Annotated in this window: 15 protein-coding genes; 5 read left to right on the plus strand and 10 right to left on the minus strand. The window is 39.3% G+C overall.

Features of this window, described 5'->3' with window-relative positions; all coding sequences use genetic code 11:
* Positions 1 to 16: 16 nt before the first annotated feature.
* Positions 17 to 397: a group III truncated hemoglobin gene (locus AOB46_RS08740; protein WP_062698358.1), complete on the plus strand. Its 381-nt coding sequence runs from the start codon at positions 17 to 19 to the stop codon at positions 395 to 397.
* 64 nt (positions 398 to 461) lie between these two features.
* Here AOB46_RS08740 and AOB46_RS08745 read toward each other — a convergent pair whose 3' ends face one another.
* The 9 genes from AOB46_RS08745 to hflX all read right to left on the minus strand — a co-directional run bounded on the left by AOB46_RS08745 (position 462) and on the right by hflX (position 9,924).
* Positions 462 to 1,532 (minus strand): calcium:proton antiporter, encoded by a 1,071-nt coding sequence (locus AOB46_RS08745; RefSeq protein WP_062698360.1) that lies wholly within the window; start codon positions 1,530 to 1,532, stop codon positions 462 to 464.
* 66 nt (positions 1,533 to 1,598) lie between these two features.
* Positions 1,599 to 1,934 (minus strand): DUF6122 family protein, encoded by a 336-nt coding sequence (locus tag AOB46_RS08750; RefSeq protein ID WP_185113859.1) that lies wholly within the window; start codon positions 1,932 to 1,934, stop codon positions 1,599 to 1,601.
* A 34-nt stretch (positions 1,935 to 1,968) separates the two neighbouring features.
* Positions 1,969 to 3,207 carry a hypothetical protein gene (locus tag AOB46_RS08755; RefSeq protein ID WP_062698362.1) on the minus strand — a complete coding sequence of 413 codons (1,239 nt, stop codon included), beginning with the start codon at positions 3,205 to 3,207 and terminating at the stop codon, positions 1,969 to 1,971.
* Positions 3,208 to 5,226: a hypothetical protein gene (locus AOB46_RS08760; protein WP_062698364.1), complete on the minus strand. Its 2,019-nt coding sequence runs from the start codon at positions 5,224 to 5,226 to the stop codon at positions 3,208 to 3,210.
* A gap of 18 nt (positions 5,227 to 5,244) precedes the next feature.
* Entirely contained in the window at positions 5,245 to 5,913 is a 669-nt protein-coding gene (locus AOB46_RS08765) for a hypothetical protein (protein WP_062698366.1), read from the minus strand.
* Positions 5,914 to 6,002: 89 nt separating this feature from the next.
* Entirely contained in the window at positions 6,003 to 6,725 is a 723-nt protein-coding gene (locus AOB46_RS08770) for a DNA alkylation repair protein (protein ID WP_062698368.1), read from the minus strand.
* A gap of 41 nt (positions 6,726 to 6,766) precedes the next feature.
* A complete protein-coding gene (locus AOB46_RS08775; RefSeq protein WP_062698370.1) occupies positions 6,767 to 8,050 on the minus strand; it encodes a cation:proton antiporter in 1,284 nt (427 codons plus the stop codon).
* Between the two features lie 21 nt (positions 8,051 to 8,071).
* On the minus strand, positions 8,072 to 8,701 hold the full coding sequence (locus AOB46_RS08780) for a DUF4919 domain-containing protein (protein WP_062698372.1): 630 nt from the start codon (positions 8,699 to 8,701) through the stop codon (positions 8,072 to 8,074).
* The gene (hflX, locus tag AOB46_RS08785; protein ID WP_062698374.1) at positions 8,701 to 9,924 is read right to left on the minus strand and encodes a GTPase HflX; all 1,224 of its coding nucleotides are present in this window, start codon (positions 9,922 to 9,924) and stop codon (positions 8,701 to 8,703) included. Before hflX ends, AOB46_RS08780 begins: the two co-directional genes overlap by 1 nt.
* Positions 9,925 to 10,129: 205 nt before the next feature.
* Here hflX and AOB46_RS08790 point away from each other — a divergent pair, with 205 nt between their 5' ends.
* From AOB46_RS08790 to AOB46_RS08805, 4 genes are all read left to right on the plus strand, one after another.
* Positions 10,130 to 10,837 (plus strand): LytR/AlgR family response regulator transcription factor, encoded by a 708-nt coding sequence (locus tag AOB46_RS08790; protein WP_062698375.1) that lies wholly within the window; start codon positions 10,130 to 10,132, stop codon positions 10,835 to 10,837.
* Between the two features lie 162 nt (positions 10,838 to 10,999).
* Positions 11,000 to 11,482 (plus strand): T9SS type A sorting domain-containing protein, encoded by a 483-nt coding sequence (locus AOB46_RS08795; protein WP_062698377.1) that lies wholly within the window; start codon positions 11,000 to 11,002, stop codon positions 11,480 to 11,482.
* 5 nt (positions 11,483 to 11,487) lie between these two features.
* A complete protein-coding gene (locus AOB46_RS08800; RefSeq protein ID WP_062698378.1) occupies positions 11,488 to 14,034 on the plus strand; it encodes a beta strand repeat-containing protein in 2,547 nt (848 codons plus the stop codon).
* Positions 14,035 to 14,043: 9 nt separating this feature from the next.
* Positions 14,044 to 14,460, plus strand: a complete 417-nt coding sequence (locus tag AOB46_RS08805) for a hypothetical protein (protein ID WP_062698380.1) — start codon at positions 14,044 to 14,046, stop codon at positions 14,458 to 14,460.
* A 98-nt stretch (positions 14,461 to 14,558) separates the two neighbouring features.
* On the opposite strand, the gene AOB46_RS08810 is transcribed toward AOB46_RS08805, so the two are convergent.
* The gene (locus AOB46_RS08810) at positions 14,559 to 14,993 is read right to left on the minus strand and encodes an META domain-containing protein (protein WP_082377057.1); all 435 of its coding nucleotides are present in this window, start codon (positions 14,991 to 14,993) and stop codon (positions 14,559 to 14,561) included.
* Between the last annotated feature and the right edge of the window lie 85 nt (positions 14,994 to 15,078).

Consider the following 15,078-nt stretch of genomic DNA (forward strand, 5'->3'; position numbering starts at 1 on the left):
ACTGTACATTTGAAGTATGAAAAAACTGGAATCCCGAGAAGATATTGAACATCTGGTTAATTCATTTTACGCCAGAGTAGTTAAGGACGAAACCATTGGATTCTTCTTCAACGATATTGCCAAAGTAGACTGGGATAAACATCTTCCCAAAATGTATTCATTCTGGGAGTCGATCCTGTTTGGACAGATGACTTACAAAGGAAATCCTATGGGAGTACACTTTCCCATCAATGAAATCCAGGCGATGGAGCAAAAACATTTTAACCGCTGGCTGGCACTCTGGAGACAGACCGTTGAGGAAAATTTTGCCGGAGAAAATGCCGATATGGCAATTTACAAGTCCGAGAATATAGCCAAACTGATGGCCTTCAAAATGGAGCTGGCAAGGAGACTCTAGCAGATAACTGAATGGGCTATCCGAAAGCTCCAAAGTTCACAAAATATGATGATAAATTCATATTTTAAGGAACAATTACCGTAAAGATATATGCCGCCAGATTCACCAAAAGTACCGTTCCGTAAAGAATATTTGTCTTTCCGCGACTTAATGAAAGCATTACGATAAATACGGAAAGGGAAAGAAGAATAATATCTTTTTTATCCAGCCCCAGCACCAACGGAATATCATACAGAATACAGACTGTAGAAACCGCCGGAATCGTCAGTCCTATACTTGCCAGTGCAGAACCTAATGCCAGGTTTAAACTGGATTGGATCTGATTGCTTCTTGCTGCACGAATGGCCGCTACACCTTCCGGAAGAAGAACGACAGCCGCAATAATTACTCCTACCAGGGATTTCGGAGCTCCTAAGCTCTGAACCATATCCTCAATTGTTCCGGACAGTCCTTTTGCCATCATCACAACAATTGCCAGGCAGACAACCAGGAATGCAAAGCTTATCAGGGTTTTCGCGAATGTCGGGATATAATGTTCCTCCGGATGTTCATCAGGAACAATAAAATAGCTTCTATGTCTTACCGTCTGAACCATCAGAAATACTCCATAGATTACAAGACAGGCGATAGATACAAAAATAAGCTGGGCTTCATTATAGAAAGGCCCGTTTACACTTGACGTAAAATTGGGAAGAACAAGTGTCAGGATCAGAATAGATACGATACTCACCAGATAAGTTGTTGCAGAAGTTCTTGCAAAGAACTGTTCATGGTACTTTACACCTCCTACCAAGATACAGATTCCCAGAATACCGTTCAGAATAAGCATTACAGCGGCAAAAACCGTATCTCTGGCCAGCGTGATGGCCTGATCTCCTCCGGCAACCATGAGTGAGATAATTAAAGCTACTTCAATAATGGTAATACACAGGGCAAGAATAATGGTTCCGAAAGGTTCCCCTACTTTATGGGCGACTACTTCAGCATGATGCACTGCCGACAGAACGCTTCCGGTAAGCAGTACCCCTGCAATAATATCATAAATAACTCCTCCTCCCATTAATCCGGAAAAATAGTAAGCTACAGCCAGAATGGGAAAAATATACGTGTAATGTAAAAGTTCTTTTAATTTCATAAAGTGTCTACAAAATACAAAATCTATATGAATTTTGAAATATTCTGAGATAATATTAATGATATTTTAATGCCCCCACAGATTAAAGTCCTGAAAATCTGTCAGCATATGGAATAAAAGACCAACAGCCACAATCCTGATATTTCCTTTGAAAAACAGCATTAAAAAATAGACAGCAATAGCGTAATATGAATGTAAAAAATGAAAACCTATGCTGTTTCTGGACGGATCAAATATAGGATTGGCAAAAAGGTGATCCAGATCAACAAGCATGGTAGCCAACATAATAAAATACGCCTTTTTCCAGTTTTTATGAAAAAAAAACAAGGCAATAAACACCGGAAACACCAGATGTAAAAAGTAATGGGTAATTTGTTTAATCAATATAATTTCAAAAAGCATCGTCATCTACAAATCGTTTTTTAAATGATCAAAATTACCTCCTTAAAATGAGAGGAAGGTCTCCTTTTCTGGCTTTCAGTTGAATATAATAGTGCTGTCCCCTGTTTCCGTAAAAGATATATTCTATGTCTGACAGCAGTTTCTTCTCACGTTCTGATACACTGCTTAAAGAGGAATAGAGCAAAGCATTATTTCTGATAAAAATATAATTTTCCTTCCCATTTTGAGGCAGAGTCTCCTGATTTCCGGATGATTTTATGACAATATCTTTCTGACCTTTAGAAACTGTATTCGGTTGAAACGGAATAACCGTCAGCTGATTCTGCGCATTGATCCATTTTTTATTCTGAAAATATACCATCGTTTTTTCAGGATCCGGCGTCTGAAGTACAACAGTATATCCGGGCTGAACAATCTTCTGATAGCTTTTCTGCTCTACTTCATTGAAATTATCATCATATCCGTAAGTGATAATGGTATCATTTACCTGTCTGAGATCGGCAATACCCCTCATATGGCTGATTCCGGCTGAATCATTGATGCTTTTATCAAAAAGACGGCTAAGATTTTTCATATTTCCGGCGTCCAGCCCGACTTCCAGAAAATGATTATTTCCCTGAAGCATTGCAATAACTGATGTAAAACCCTCTGCCCCTTCAGCATTTTTCACTTCAATTTCATCATCTCCGAGTTCAATGGAAAAATTACTGATCTTTTGTTCCGAAATAAAAGAAAAACTCCCTAAAGTTCCGTTGATGAACTGATCTGCCTTAAATTTTTTCTCTTTTGAAGCCATGAAAAATTCTGCACCACTCCTTTTAAAAGCCCTGTCAGAAGTTCCGAAGATACAGAAGCCCTTTCTTATTTTAATGAATACCTGATCTTTCTGATAAAGATTGTCTCCCTTATCTGTAAATTTCTGCTGCTTTAAATAGGTCAGGAATTTCTGTTGATCTTTGAGCTCAACTGCGCTGTACCACTCGGAAAATTTTGTATTCTTCAGATGGAAGACCTGCAAAAAATCGGGGATACGAATCCCCGAATCTTTTAAAGCGATATGTTCTTTTTTTTCTTCTGAATCATCAAACCACAATGACGGATGCCTTGTAAGACTGAAAACATACTGTCCCGCCAGTTTCTTCACATCAATTAAAACTACCGCATCTGCATTTTCCGGGACAAATTTTAAGGTTTTGTCTTTATAAAAAAACACAAAATATATAATGGCAACCAGTGGAATGAACAGCCAGACAATCAGTTTCTTTTTCTTCATTTATAATATTGGCGGCTTTTTATCAGCTTCTTTTATTTTATAAATTTCATCGAAAAGGTCAAAGAAATACATCAGACTGTTTTCAGAAGAATTTTTAATGTTGTAATCTACTTCTGTCTCAATACTGTTGTTTTTCACCTCTGTTTTATAATAAACTTCTCCCACATTTTTTCTGAACAGATCCAGTGTCTTTCTTTCTGAAGGGCTCTTGAACTCTCTTTCAAGGCCTATTAAAATCCTTTGCAGATCCAATCTTCCTGACAGCGGATACTTAGATGAATCCTTTGCCCATTTTTTAGAAACCTCAGATTGGTTTTTAGGGTTGATATTGTCTGTGAAAGAGGTAAGATAAACAATTCCGTCTTTCACAGTAAAGAACATCTGATCAAGATATCCGCTTCCCTTTTCATCTTTAAAGGCATAAAAATCACCTGTTTTGGTAAATTTCTTTGCCAGGTCCTTATTGGTCACCAGTAAATTAAAGACACGATTCCAGTATCCTTCATTTTCCGTGGCAAAGGCAAAGGTGAAGTTAGGAACCATTACCTCTTTCGTCTTTTTTACTTCTTTAGCATTATAATCTTCATCATATTCGTAATCTGTATAATCCACTGTTTTAGGTTTCAGCTCATTCAGAACGAAAATCCCGTTTCCCGGGGCTATTTTGCTGATGGCTTCTTCATCCAGAATAACCTTCATAGTTTCCATCACCAGCTCCATTTCTTTCTGATATTCTCCTTCTCCTGTATCTTTAAGCAGGTCATACATCATATCAAAAGACTTTCGTCCGTTGAGATTCATCACATAATATCCTAAACTTTTATCATTGATAAGCGCTGCCAGCTTTTTGTTTTTCTTTCCTTTATAAACCTCTGAAATACTCTTCTGAATACCGGAATCTCTATGCTGATAATTATTAACCAGCTTTACTTTGTCTTTATCAAAATACAGGTTATAGGCAGAATCGGAGTTGTATGCTCTTCCAAGGAACTTACTGAAGCTAAATCCTCCCATCATCTTCCCGTAAAATCCTTCATTAACCATTCTTCCGTAATCTGTATAAATAAAAACATCGGAATTAGGATCCCGGAAATTAAGTTTATCCTTAGGGACTTCAATTTCTAAATTTGAACTGAAATAGCGGTCGAATGAATCTTCCGCCAGTTTTTTCACAATCCTGAAGTTTTCCTTTCTGATAGAATCCTGCTCTTTCTGATAAGCTGAGTCTGCTTTTGCAATAGAGTATTCCTCTTCTTCAGTCATTTCATCTTCCTCTTCATATTCCGGCTGTTTTTTCTCTTCAGGGTATTTATGATGCTTTTCCAGATACTTAATATCCTTCTGAATTCTGGCAATTTCAGTATTGTTTTCCCTAATACTTTCTTTAAGGTATTTGATCTGCTGTTTCAGGTCTATTATTTCCTCTTTATAGTTAAAAGGTCTTTCCGGCTCTATGGCATACGCACTGTCTGCCACAGCTTCAGCTGTTGAATCTGCTACAACTGCTGCACTGTCTGCAACGGCTTCTTCTGCCCATAAATCCTTATAAGGTTTGGTATAACTTACAAGACTTAATACTGCGCGCTTATCATTCCAGGCAACAAATACATCATCATCCAGATCTACATAAGAATAGTTCTTTTTGTGAGATACTTCCAGGCCTTTTTTCTTTGTGGAATTAATAAACTCTTTGAATTTATCTTTATTATCTAAAATAAAATGAGCGTTATAGGTTTTTACAGAATCATTGAAGCAGGCATAGTGATACTGAACTTCATCGTATTTGATCCCGGTTTTGGAAAAGTCATTCCATGAAGCTTTTTCTTTGCTGCTTTTCGTTATTTCCTGCAATAAAGGATTAAATTTTTCCCAGTTGATTTTATTATTAAGCTGTTTTCCGTTGATTTCCATATAAAATACGGCTCCTTTAGGAAGCTTCATGCTGGTCTGTGCAAAAGTGAGCACAAAACCCAAGAGTAAAAAGGTGATCTTCTGTGTTTTTAATAGAATAGATTTCATGGCTGAAAAAGTATTTTTTTATTGAAAGATAATGGTGTTCTGCATCTGTTTTTTCTGAAGGATCAGATCTAAAACATCTGCTTCCAGTTTTACAGCCTTCTTGTTGGGAGAAAGCTGATAAGAGCTGTTGGATTGTGATTTTATAGTGTTTTCAAACTGCAGGACGGAAGTATACTTAGCATTATTGAATACTTCTTTATCTGCTTTGCTCATCTTATCGTAGTCAGCTTTAAATGTATTTACTTTATTTCTGGTAAACGATTTTTTCTCAAGGCTCTGTCCGTAAATTTGGGTAGGAATCATTTTCCCGAGGATATTCTTAGATTTTAACTGCTCCAGGCCGGCATTGATATTTTCAATTTTCTTAAAATTACAGCTTAGCTTAATAATGTAATTGTCAAAGTCCATTGTGGTCTTTACATTGCTGATGCCGGGGGTTGCTTTGAATATTCTGGCGGCCTCATTGATCTTACCTTCAATTTCAGATCTTTTCGGAACTTTTTTCCCATTAATCGTTTCCATTTTAGAGATGGAGGCCAGCCTCGTTTTGCTTTTACTGGCATTCACAATAATGGTGTATTCTCCTGTTCCGTCTGATTTTACAGAGGCCTTGTCTACAATATCAAAACAGCTTGTGAGCAGCATCAAAGGAAGCGAAAGCAGAAACAGCCTGATTACATTCTTCATAACTGGGGTTTAAAATGCAAAACTACTTAATTTTTTATCGGTTTAAAATACCGGATTCCATGGGTTTTTATAATCAGAAAGAATGTGTTTTATACTCTTCCTTTCAGATAGTCCTGCCTCAGATCTTCATCCAGCTTTTCAATGGCATATCTCAGGCAGGTTCTGGGCATTTCCTTATAATATTGGTTAAGGTAAGAGATCAGTTCCTGTTCATTTTTATTACCCATTTCCCGCAGCAGCCAGCCATTCGCTTTGTGCATCAGATCATGCGGATGTTTCAGGTTTTTGGTAACGAACTCTTTGGTCAGCCCATATGAGCCTTTTTTTATGTAATGCATCGTTCCCACCACGGCTATTCTTTTATGCCACATTTCTTCAGAATCCGAAAGACTTCTTAACAGGGCTTCCTTCTGATTTTCAAAAGCATACCGGCCTAATATCTTATAACAGCTTGAATCTACCAGATCCCAGTTGTTAACATATGGAAGATGTCCCAGATAAAACGTAATAATTTCTTCTTTTATCCTGCTGTCTTTTGTTTTTTCAAACTTACTGATCAGCATAAAAAGTGCAGTCAGCCTATGTTCATGATACTTTGATGAAAGCAGTAAGCTTAATTCTTCCAGGCTTATTTTATCATAATATTCTTTCGCTACAGACCTTTGATCCGGAACTTTCACCCCAAGAAATAAATCCCCTTCGCCATATTCCCCTTTTCCTGTTTTGAAAAATCTGGGAAAGAACTCGGCTTTTTCGGGAATGGATAAAACAGCTAAGGCTTCCTTAATCTCTTTAACGATAGTATTGGCCATCTTTAAAATAAAATTTATGATGAACAGGTTAAGTGATGTTATTAACGCTCTTCCAGAACAATGCTTTCCTGTTCCTCTTCTTCTTTGGCAATCTGTTTAGGATTGGCCACTTTAGCAATAGTAAGCCCCTGAACAACAATAGAAAAGACCACTACACAGTACGTAATACTTAAAATAATCTCACTGTATTCACTCTTCGGAATAGACATTGCCAGGGCAATGGAAACTCCTCCACGAATTCCTCCCCAAACAAGTACCTTTACGGTCTGCGGGCTAAACCGGGTTCTTAAAGACATGAATTTAGTAGGTCCCCAGATTGAAATAAAACGGGCCAGTAAAACAACTACAATGGCAAGAAGGCCAGGCAGCATAAAATGTCTCAGGTCTTTAATCATCAGAAGTTCAAACCCGATAAAGAGGAATAGAACTGCATTCAGAATCTCGTCAATCAGTTCCCAGAACTTGATCAGATAATCCTGAGTAACAGATTTCATTTTAAATCTTACGTTGAAATTCCCCATGAATAAACCGGCGGCAACCATCGTCAGAGGTCCTGAAATATGCATCTGTCTTGCAATAAGGTATCCTCCCATCACTACGGAAAGCGTTACCAGAACCGAGATAATGTAATCATCTACTTCACGCATCAGCCTGGACGTCACCCATCCAAGAAGAACCCCAAGCAGAATTCCTCCTCCGGCTTCTTTCATCAGTAATAATCCTATACTTTCAACTCCCAGATCCACTTCTTTTCCAATCGCCAGCTGCATGACTACGGTAAACACTACAACAGCCATACCGTCATTGAAAAGAGATTCTCCTGCTACTTTTGTTTCTAATGATTTTGACACTTTCGCCTGTTTCAAAACACTCAGTACAGCCACCGGATCGGTAGGAGAAATCAATGCTCCGAATACCAGACAATAGATAAAAGGAAGCTTAATGCCTACAAAGGGCAAAAGATAAAACATTCCAAATCCTACAACGAATGTAGAGATCACCACTCCTACTGTAGAAAATATCAGTACCGGGCGAAACTGTTCCTTGAGATCGTTGATATTAATGTGAATTCCTCCTGCAAATAGAAGGAAGTTAAGCATTGCACCCATCAGGACTTCCGTAAAATCTATGCTGTTCATTAATTTATTGAGGTGTCCGAATGTTCTTGGCAGAACTGTTTCCCCGAACATCACCAGAAAAATGGAAACCACAATGGCAATCACCATAATTCCGATAGTACTCGGAAGTTTCAGAAATCTGTAATTCAGGTAGGCAAATATGGATGCTAGCACTATTAATGCTGAAAATGAATAATATAACTCCACTAAGTGTTTTTTTATTAAATTTTACAGGTCTAAATAAAGTATTTTAATATACAGCTTTTGGCCGTCTTTTTCCCAGATATCGAACATTCCGTCTTTGGCTGGTTTGGATCCCCGGGTATAATCATTTCCGATGTTCAGGATATTCAGCAGAATATATTCATCTCCTACAGAATTAACCAGATACGCTGTTTTTTCCGATTTTCCGTCTCCGGAGCTCTTTATGCCGTTAGTTAATGTCCGGAGCTGATTCAGATGATGGACAAAGTTATTGCCGTCTTTCAGGGAATCATAAGCCCTTAGCAACACAAGAAGAACGTCAAGATTAGTAGGGTCTTTGCCATACAGCTCTCTACCCTGCCTGATGCAGTCTGCAAAATTATTCTGTTTAAAGGCATCCGCAAGGCTTTTAAAACGGTCATCTGTTGTCGGAATCTTATCATTTCTAAAATTCCTTCCGTAGTAAAGATGCTGGGCTTCAATGCTGTCCAGAGATTTTGGAAATCCTTTATACTTAAAAATAAGTTTCTCGTAATGGTAAGGAGAATCAGGATTTCTGAGGTTTTTCTCAATACTTTTTAAATCAATTTTTGATTTCTGGCTGAACCCAAAAACCGAAAACAGAAGGAATAAAAGGAAAAAGTGATATTTCATTAATCGTTGTTTTCTTCTTCGTCGTTATCGAAATACTCGAAAAGAAAATCATTGTAGGGGAATCTGGAAATATGAATCTTCATCACCTCATCGTAGATCATTTTTTTCATCTCGGGGAAATTTTCCTTTGTAAGAGCAGAAATGAAAACGGTTGGGTATTTGGATTTAGCCATCCAGGTTTTTTTCCATTCTTCTAATGAAATATTTTTCCGGGTAGACGGGGTCAGATCATCTTCATCTTTCTTCTCATAGCTGAAGTCATCAATTTTATTGAAAACCATGATCATTGGTTTCCTATGGGCATCAATCTCCTGAAGAATCTGGTTCACCGAAGCAATATGATCTTCAAAGCTTTCATGGGAGATATCCACCACGTGGATCAGTAAATCAGACTCTCTCACCTCATCCAAAGTAGATTTAAAAGATTCTACCAGCTGGGTAGGAAGTTTTCTGATAAATCCTACTGTATCTGTCAACAGAAACGGAAGATTTCCAATAACTACTTTTCTTACGGTAGTATCCAGCGTTGCAAATAATTTATTTTCCGCGAAGACTTCTGATTTTGAAAGAGCATTCATCAGCGTAGATTTTCCTACATTGGTATAGCCTACCAAAGCAGCTCGCACCATTTTTCCTCTGTTATTACGCTGGGTGGCCATTTGTTTATCTATGGTTTTCAGCTTATCTTTAAGTAAAGAGATCCTGTCCCTGATGATACGGCGGTCTGTTTCAATTTCGGTTTCCCCCGGACCTCTCATCCCGATTCCTCCTCTCTGCCTTTCAAGGTGGGTCCACATCCTTGTCAGTCTTGGAAGCAGGTATTCATACTGTGCCAGCTCCACCTGGGTTCTTGCATATGAAGTTTGGGCTCTTTGGGCAAAAATATCAAGAATAAGATTCGTCCGGTCCAATATTTTGACTTCCATTTCCCTTTCCAGATTTTTAAGCTGTGAAGGAGATAATTCATCATCAAAGATTACCGTTCCTATTTCATGCTCTTTCACATAGTCTTTAATTTCCAGCGCCTTTCCACTTCCTACAAAAGTTTTGGAATCCGGCTGTGATAATTTTTGAGTGAACCTTTTTTCAACTGTAGCTCCTGCCGTATAAGCAAGAAACTCCAGCTCGTCCATGTATTCTTTTAGTTTCTCTTCATCCTGGTCTTTGGTAACCAAACCTACCAAAACCGCCTTTTCATAATTATGTTCTTTCTTTTCTAGCATTAAATTCTATCTATGTTTGTGATTTTCACAAGATACCATTTTTCAGGAAAAAAAACAAAATCTATTTTTAATTAACTGCATTTTTAATGTTAATTTAAGCCTATAATAGTTCTATTTTATAAAATAACAGTAACTTTATGCTGCAATTTTCTGATTTTAAGACTTTTAATGTCAGAATTTAATAAAAACTAACATCTAACAGCTCATGACTCCCCATATCAGATGTATGATCATTGATAACGATGAACTGGACAGATTGGTTCTTCAGCATCATATCAGACAATATGAAAACATAGAAATTATAGCTTCTTTTGATTCAGCAGAAAAAGCAGTCCCATACCTTGAGTTTCCCATAGACCTTCTGATCTCCGAAACTTCTATGAACGGCATGGGTGGACTGGAATTCAGAAAACTGGCCCATAAAATTCCGGCCTGCATTTTTATAAGTTCCCAGCCCGAGCTGGCTGTTGCCGCTTTTGATCTCAATGCTTTGGATTTCATTACCAAACCTTTGCAGGCAGACCGTTTCCAGAATTCTATACAAAGGGTCTTTGATTTTTTTGAAACGAAAGAAAAATGTAAATGTTTTGATGCTATTCTCGGTGAAAACTGTATCAAAATAAAAGAAAACGGAAATATCTCCCAGATCAGAATAACAGACATTCTATATCTGGAAGCCCTGAAAGATTATACCCGGATCATCACCCACGAAAAAAGACACTGCATCCTGAATTCCCTGGGCAGCCTTCTTCACAAAAGCATCTTTTCCTCATTTGTCAGAATACACAGAAGCTATGCCATTCCCCGGCATCTCATCCGCGGAAAAAACTGCCATGAAGTAGAACTGATCTACAATATAAAACTTCCTATCGGCAGAACCTACAAGAACAATCTTTCTTTTTTTGACCAGTAAAATCCCTGAATACCAATATTTTTACTCAAAACCGGCGTTGGTCGATTTTTTCTGCCGTTGGTCTATTTTCCCAATATCCGGCTTTCATATGTGGTAATTTAGTAATCCCAAATTTTATTTGAAAAATGGGATAACCTATTAATAACCACAAAATCTCTTTATATGAAAAGAACATCTATTCACGGCTTCTTTCTCATTCTGTTTAGTCTTTCCATCAGCCTTTTAAATGCACAATCAGCCGTTCTTGCTACAGGAACAGATGCATCAGGAGGTGGAGGATCGGTTTCTTACAGCATCGGTCAGACCACTTATCTTTACAAAGGCCCGGGTGCCCAGGTCATAGAAGGCGTACAACAAGCCTATGAAATTACAACACTCTCTGCCGGCGAAACGGCAACAGAACAGGAAGGCCTTCTGCTTTATCCTAATCCCTTCAGGGATTACCTGTATATTGACTTCACTTCAGAAAGCTACAAAAACGCAGAATATCAGTTATTTGATGCTCAGGGCAAACTGATCAGAAAAGACGTTATTCTACAGCCCAAATCTGAACTCAATCTTTCGTCTCTTCCTTCCGCTATGTATATCATCCGGATCAACCAGAACGGAAAACATCTGAAAACATTTAAAATCATCAAAAAATAATTACCATGAAAAAAATATTACTTTCACTGGGGATCATGCTGGGCTTATTTATGAGCTTTGCGCAGGCTCCGGAAAAAATGAGCTACCAGGCAGTCATGAGAAATGGCTCCGGCCAGCTTTTAACCAATCAAAGCATTGCCGTAAAAGTAAGTGTACTGGAGGGATCTCCTGCCGGAACACTGGTTTACTCCGAAAGGCTTACCGGAAACACCAATATGAATGGCCTTATTTCTCTTGAAATAGGAACAGGAACAGTTCTCTCAGGTGTTTTTTCAACGATCAACTGGCCTTCAGGAAATTATTACCTTAAAACAGAAACCGATCCCGCAGGAGGCACCAATTATACAATCACAGGCACCAGCCAACTGTTAAGCGTTCCTTATGCTATGTATGCAAAATCTGCAGGAGGCGGAAGCGGCAACTTTACTATTCCTTATGCCGCTTCGGTAAATAATGCAGCAACGTTGTTTTCATTAAACAACGACGGAGACGGAGCCTCTCTTGAAGGAACAAACAATACAACCACTTCAAGCATTTCTGCAATAAGGGGAATTGTTAACAACACTGCTCCCGGTGGTTTTTCTTCCGCAGTCCGCGGGATCAATAACGGAACGGGAGGATTAGGAATTGGTGCATGGGGAAGCCAGAACGGAAGTGGCTGGGGAGTTTATGGTGTTACTCCCAACGGACTGGGAGTTTATGGTAATTCAAGCGCTAACGGAACGGGAGTATACGCCAACAGCAATACAGGAACAGGGCTTACTGCGACCAGTAATAACGGAATTCCTGCAAGCTTTGCTATTTTCAATAATGCTAATGCCAATAGTGTGCTTAATGCTTCCAGTGTAGGAAATGGAACGATAGTAAATGTAACTACAACAGGAAACGGAGCCGGAGTCAGAAGTTCAACAGCAGGCGGTTTCGGTATCCATGGAATAACCAGTGCCGTGACTTCAGCCGGGGTTGTGGGAGACAACAATGGTGGCGGAGAAGCGGTAGTGGGAAGAACAACCAGTGATATTGCAGGAGCCGTTGTAGGGCGTAATGACGGAGGCGGATATGGAGTACGCGGGTTTATTGCTACTAATACGGCAGGAACCGGAATCGGGGTTTACGGCCAGGTAGGATTGAATAACAGCACCGGACGTGCCGGAAGGTTTGAAAACTTTAACCAGACCAACCTGCAAAATACTTTTGAGGTGCAGACTAACGGAAATGGTAATATTCCGGACAATACCCTGGGCAACGCAGCTTCATTTCTTGTAGACAATACCAACAGTGTTGCAGCAGCGGTAAGAGGTGAGGTAAAAACCATATTCGGGAATTTTGGGGCTGCCGGTATTTTTGGAGTTTCTTCAGGTACCGGAGGGTTTGCCGGATTATTTCATGCATCTAATCCTGCCGGTAACGGAGCTTCATTAGTCTCTATTAATGACGGTAACGGAAATGCTATCACTGCCAACGCCAGCAAAGACGGCAATGGTATAGAAACTAATATTGACGGGGCAGGGAATGCTTTGTATGCCTGGGTTCCTTCTTTTGCAACAGGAAGAGCGGGAAAATTCAATATTTTCAATGAAGACAATAACAGCGATGTAATTACTGTGACAACAATAGGTAACGGAACTGCCGGAAACTTCAAAGTAGACCGTACTACCGGAACTTCAGCGGCTGTAAAAGGTGAAGTCAATTCAATTTTTGCCAATTTTGGCACTGCGGGGATTTATGGAGTTTCTTCAGGAACCGGAGGATATGCCGGCCTATTCTATTCCAGTAATGCAGGTGGAAACGGTCCTGCGGTATTAGCTTTAACTGAAGGAAGCGGAAATGGTATTACTGCCAATGCGGGTGGAAACGGTGATGGTATTGAGGCTTCCTGTGACGGAACAGGCAATGCTGTTTCAGGCTTCATTCCTAATTTTGGAACCGGTAAAGCAGGAAGATTTGCCAACTTCAATAACAACAACGGCCAGCCGGTAGTGCATATTACCACTACAGGCACAGGTTCAGGAATGCTTATTAATCATACCGGAGCTTCAGGAAATCTTGCGATATTCCAGAATTCCGGCACCAATATGGCACGAATCAATAAGGCTGGCCGTGGATTCTTTAATGGAGGTACTCAGACCAGTGGAGCCGACGTTGCAGAGGCTTTTGATGTAGAAGGCTCTGTTTCCGAATATGAGATGGGTGATATTCTGGTGATCTCAACCAATTCTGACCGTACAGTAGAAAAGTCTTCAAAACCTTACTCTGATCTTGTAGCCGGAGTTTATGCAACCAAACCCGGAGTGCTTCTTGCAGAAGAGCATATTGACTCTGATATTTCTGATAAGGTTCCAATGGGAGTAATTGGGGTAATTCCTACTAAAGTATGTCTGGAAGGCGGTAAAATAAAAAGAGGGGACCTGCTGGTTACCTCATCAAAACCCGGCACTGCCATGAAGGCTAATCCTAAAAAAGTCAGAATAGGACAGGTTATCGGAAAGGCTCTTCAGGATTACAATCAAAGCGGTTCCGGAAAAATTCAGGTATTAGTTAACATTAAATAATAAACGATCATGAAATCAATATATATTACTCTATTCCTCCTGATGGGTATCGGGGTTTATGCTCAGGAAAATAAGCCAACCTCCCCAACAGAAGACCAGACCCTTGCTTTAAAACAGATTAAGGAATTTGAATCTAAAATGATGAAAGAGGCTCAGATAAATGCTGAAAAGAAATCCTCACCAACTGCTCTTGTCTCTGAACAGGGATTGGAGGTGAAAAAGCAGGAGCAAAAGCCCAAAGCCACATCCGGCAATTCAGGAACCATGCTTCCTAATACCGCCAGCCTTGATGAAATAAAAAGATCAATCCCTAACAGGCAGGCTTCCGGAGGTAGTACGGTAAAAGCGCAAAATATCCGCAACCAGGTGGGATTACCCAATACTGCCACTTTAGCAGAGATTAAAAAGACTATCCCAAAAAACTGATAACCTATTTAGTTTTTTCAAAAAAGTCCGCAGTGTGCGGACTTTTTTTATTTCATTATATTGTATTGGTCCCGGCCGGGGCTACACTATTAGCTTACTCAGTCCCAGTCTGCTGCTACAAACTTCATTGAGTTTCCGCTCTCATCAGACAGCATAAGGAAATGCCCTTCTACGGAATATTTCGTCATTTTATCAAACTTTTGGATAAAAGCAGTTTCCAGATCCATATTCTGACACGCTTTCATTGTACTTCCTACTCCTGAAATCTTTATTTTTCCTCCATTTTTAAATTCGGAAGTAAAGAACATGCTATTGCATCCCATATGGGCTCCTCCCTGAATTTTTCCGTTCTTTATCTCTCCTGTAAGGTTAACTTCCGCTTTGTTTTTTATCAGCTCGTCTTTTGAAAACTGATCGAACGAAATCAGCATCCACTGTCTCTGAAGACCCGGATTTTTTTCAGGCATTGATGAACAATTGGTAACAACTCCCAGAAGTAAAACGGCAAAAAGTGCCAACAGTATCTTTTTCATGAGGGTTATCATTCCATTTTCATACCATTCCGGGACAGAATATCGTAAAAATTAGTAAATTAGCGACACAAAAATTATATTATAA

This window comes from Chryseobacterium indologenes (assembly GCF_001295265.1).
Lineage (GTDB): Bacteria > Bacteroidota > Bacteroidia > Flavobacteriales > Weeksellaceae > Chryseobacterium > Chryseobacterium indologenes_A.

What these genes read in the sequence shown, in the direction of transcription:
- AOB46_RS08740 (WP_062698358.1), top strand. Translation starts at nt 17, where the DNA reads ATGAAAAAACTGGAATCCCGAGAAGATATTGAACATCTGGTTAATTCA.
- AOB46_RS08745 (WP_062698360.1), bottom strand. Translation starts at nt 1,532, where the DNA reads ATGAAATTAAAAGAACTTTTACATTACACGTATATTTTTCCCATTCTG.
- AOB46_RS08750 (WP_185113859.1), bottom strand. Translation starts at nt 1,934, where the DNA reads ATGCTTTTTGAAATTATATTGATTAAACAAATTACCCATTACTTTTTA.
- AOB46_RS08755 (WP_062698362.1), bottom strand. Translation starts at nt 3,207, where the DNA reads ATGAAGAAAAAGAAACTGATTGTCTGGCTGTTCATTCCACTGGTTGCC.
- AOB46_RS08760 (WP_062698364.1), bottom strand. Translation starts at nt 5,226, where the DNA reads ATGAAATCTATTCTATTAAAAACACAGAAGATCACCTTTTTACTCTTG.
- AOB46_RS08765 (WP_062698366.1), bottom strand. Translation starts at nt 5,913, where the DNA reads ATGAAGAATGTAATCAGGCTGTTTCTGCTTTCGCTTCCTTTGATGCTG.
- AOB46_RS08770 (WP_062698368.1), bottom strand. Translation starts at nt 6,725, where the DNA reads ATGGCCAATACTATCGTTAAAGAGATTAAGGAAGCCTTAGCTGTTTTA.
- AOB46_RS08780 (WP_062698372.1), bottom strand. Translation starts at nt 8,701, where the DNA reads ATGAAATATCACTTTTTCCTTTTATTCCTTCTGTTTTCGGTTTTTGGG.
- hflX (WP_062698374.1), bottom strand. Translation starts at nt 9,924, where the DNA reads ATGCTAGAAAAGAAAGAACATAATTATGAAAAGGCGGTTTTGGTAGGT.
- AOB46_RS08790 (WP_062698375.1), top strand. Translation starts at nt 10,130, where the DNA reads ATGACTCCCCATATCAGATGTATGATCATTGATAACGATGAACTGGAC.
- AOB46_RS08795 (WP_062698377.1), top strand. Translation starts at nt 11,000, where the DNA reads ATGAAAAGAACATCTATTCACGGCTTCTTTCTCATTCTGTTTAGTCTT.
- AOB46_RS08800 (WP_062698378.1), top strand. Translation starts at nt 11,488, where the DNA reads ATGAAAAAAATATTACTTTCACTGGGGATCATGCTGGGCTTATTTATG.
- AOB46_RS08805 (WP_062698380.1), top strand. Translation starts at nt 14,044, where the DNA reads ATGAAATCAATATATATTACTCTATTCCTCCTGATGGGTATCGGGGTT.
- AOB46_RS08810 (WP_082377057.1), bottom strand. Translation starts at nt 14,993, where the DNA reads ATGAAAAAGATACTGTTGGCACTTTTTGCCGTTTTACTTCTGGGAGTT.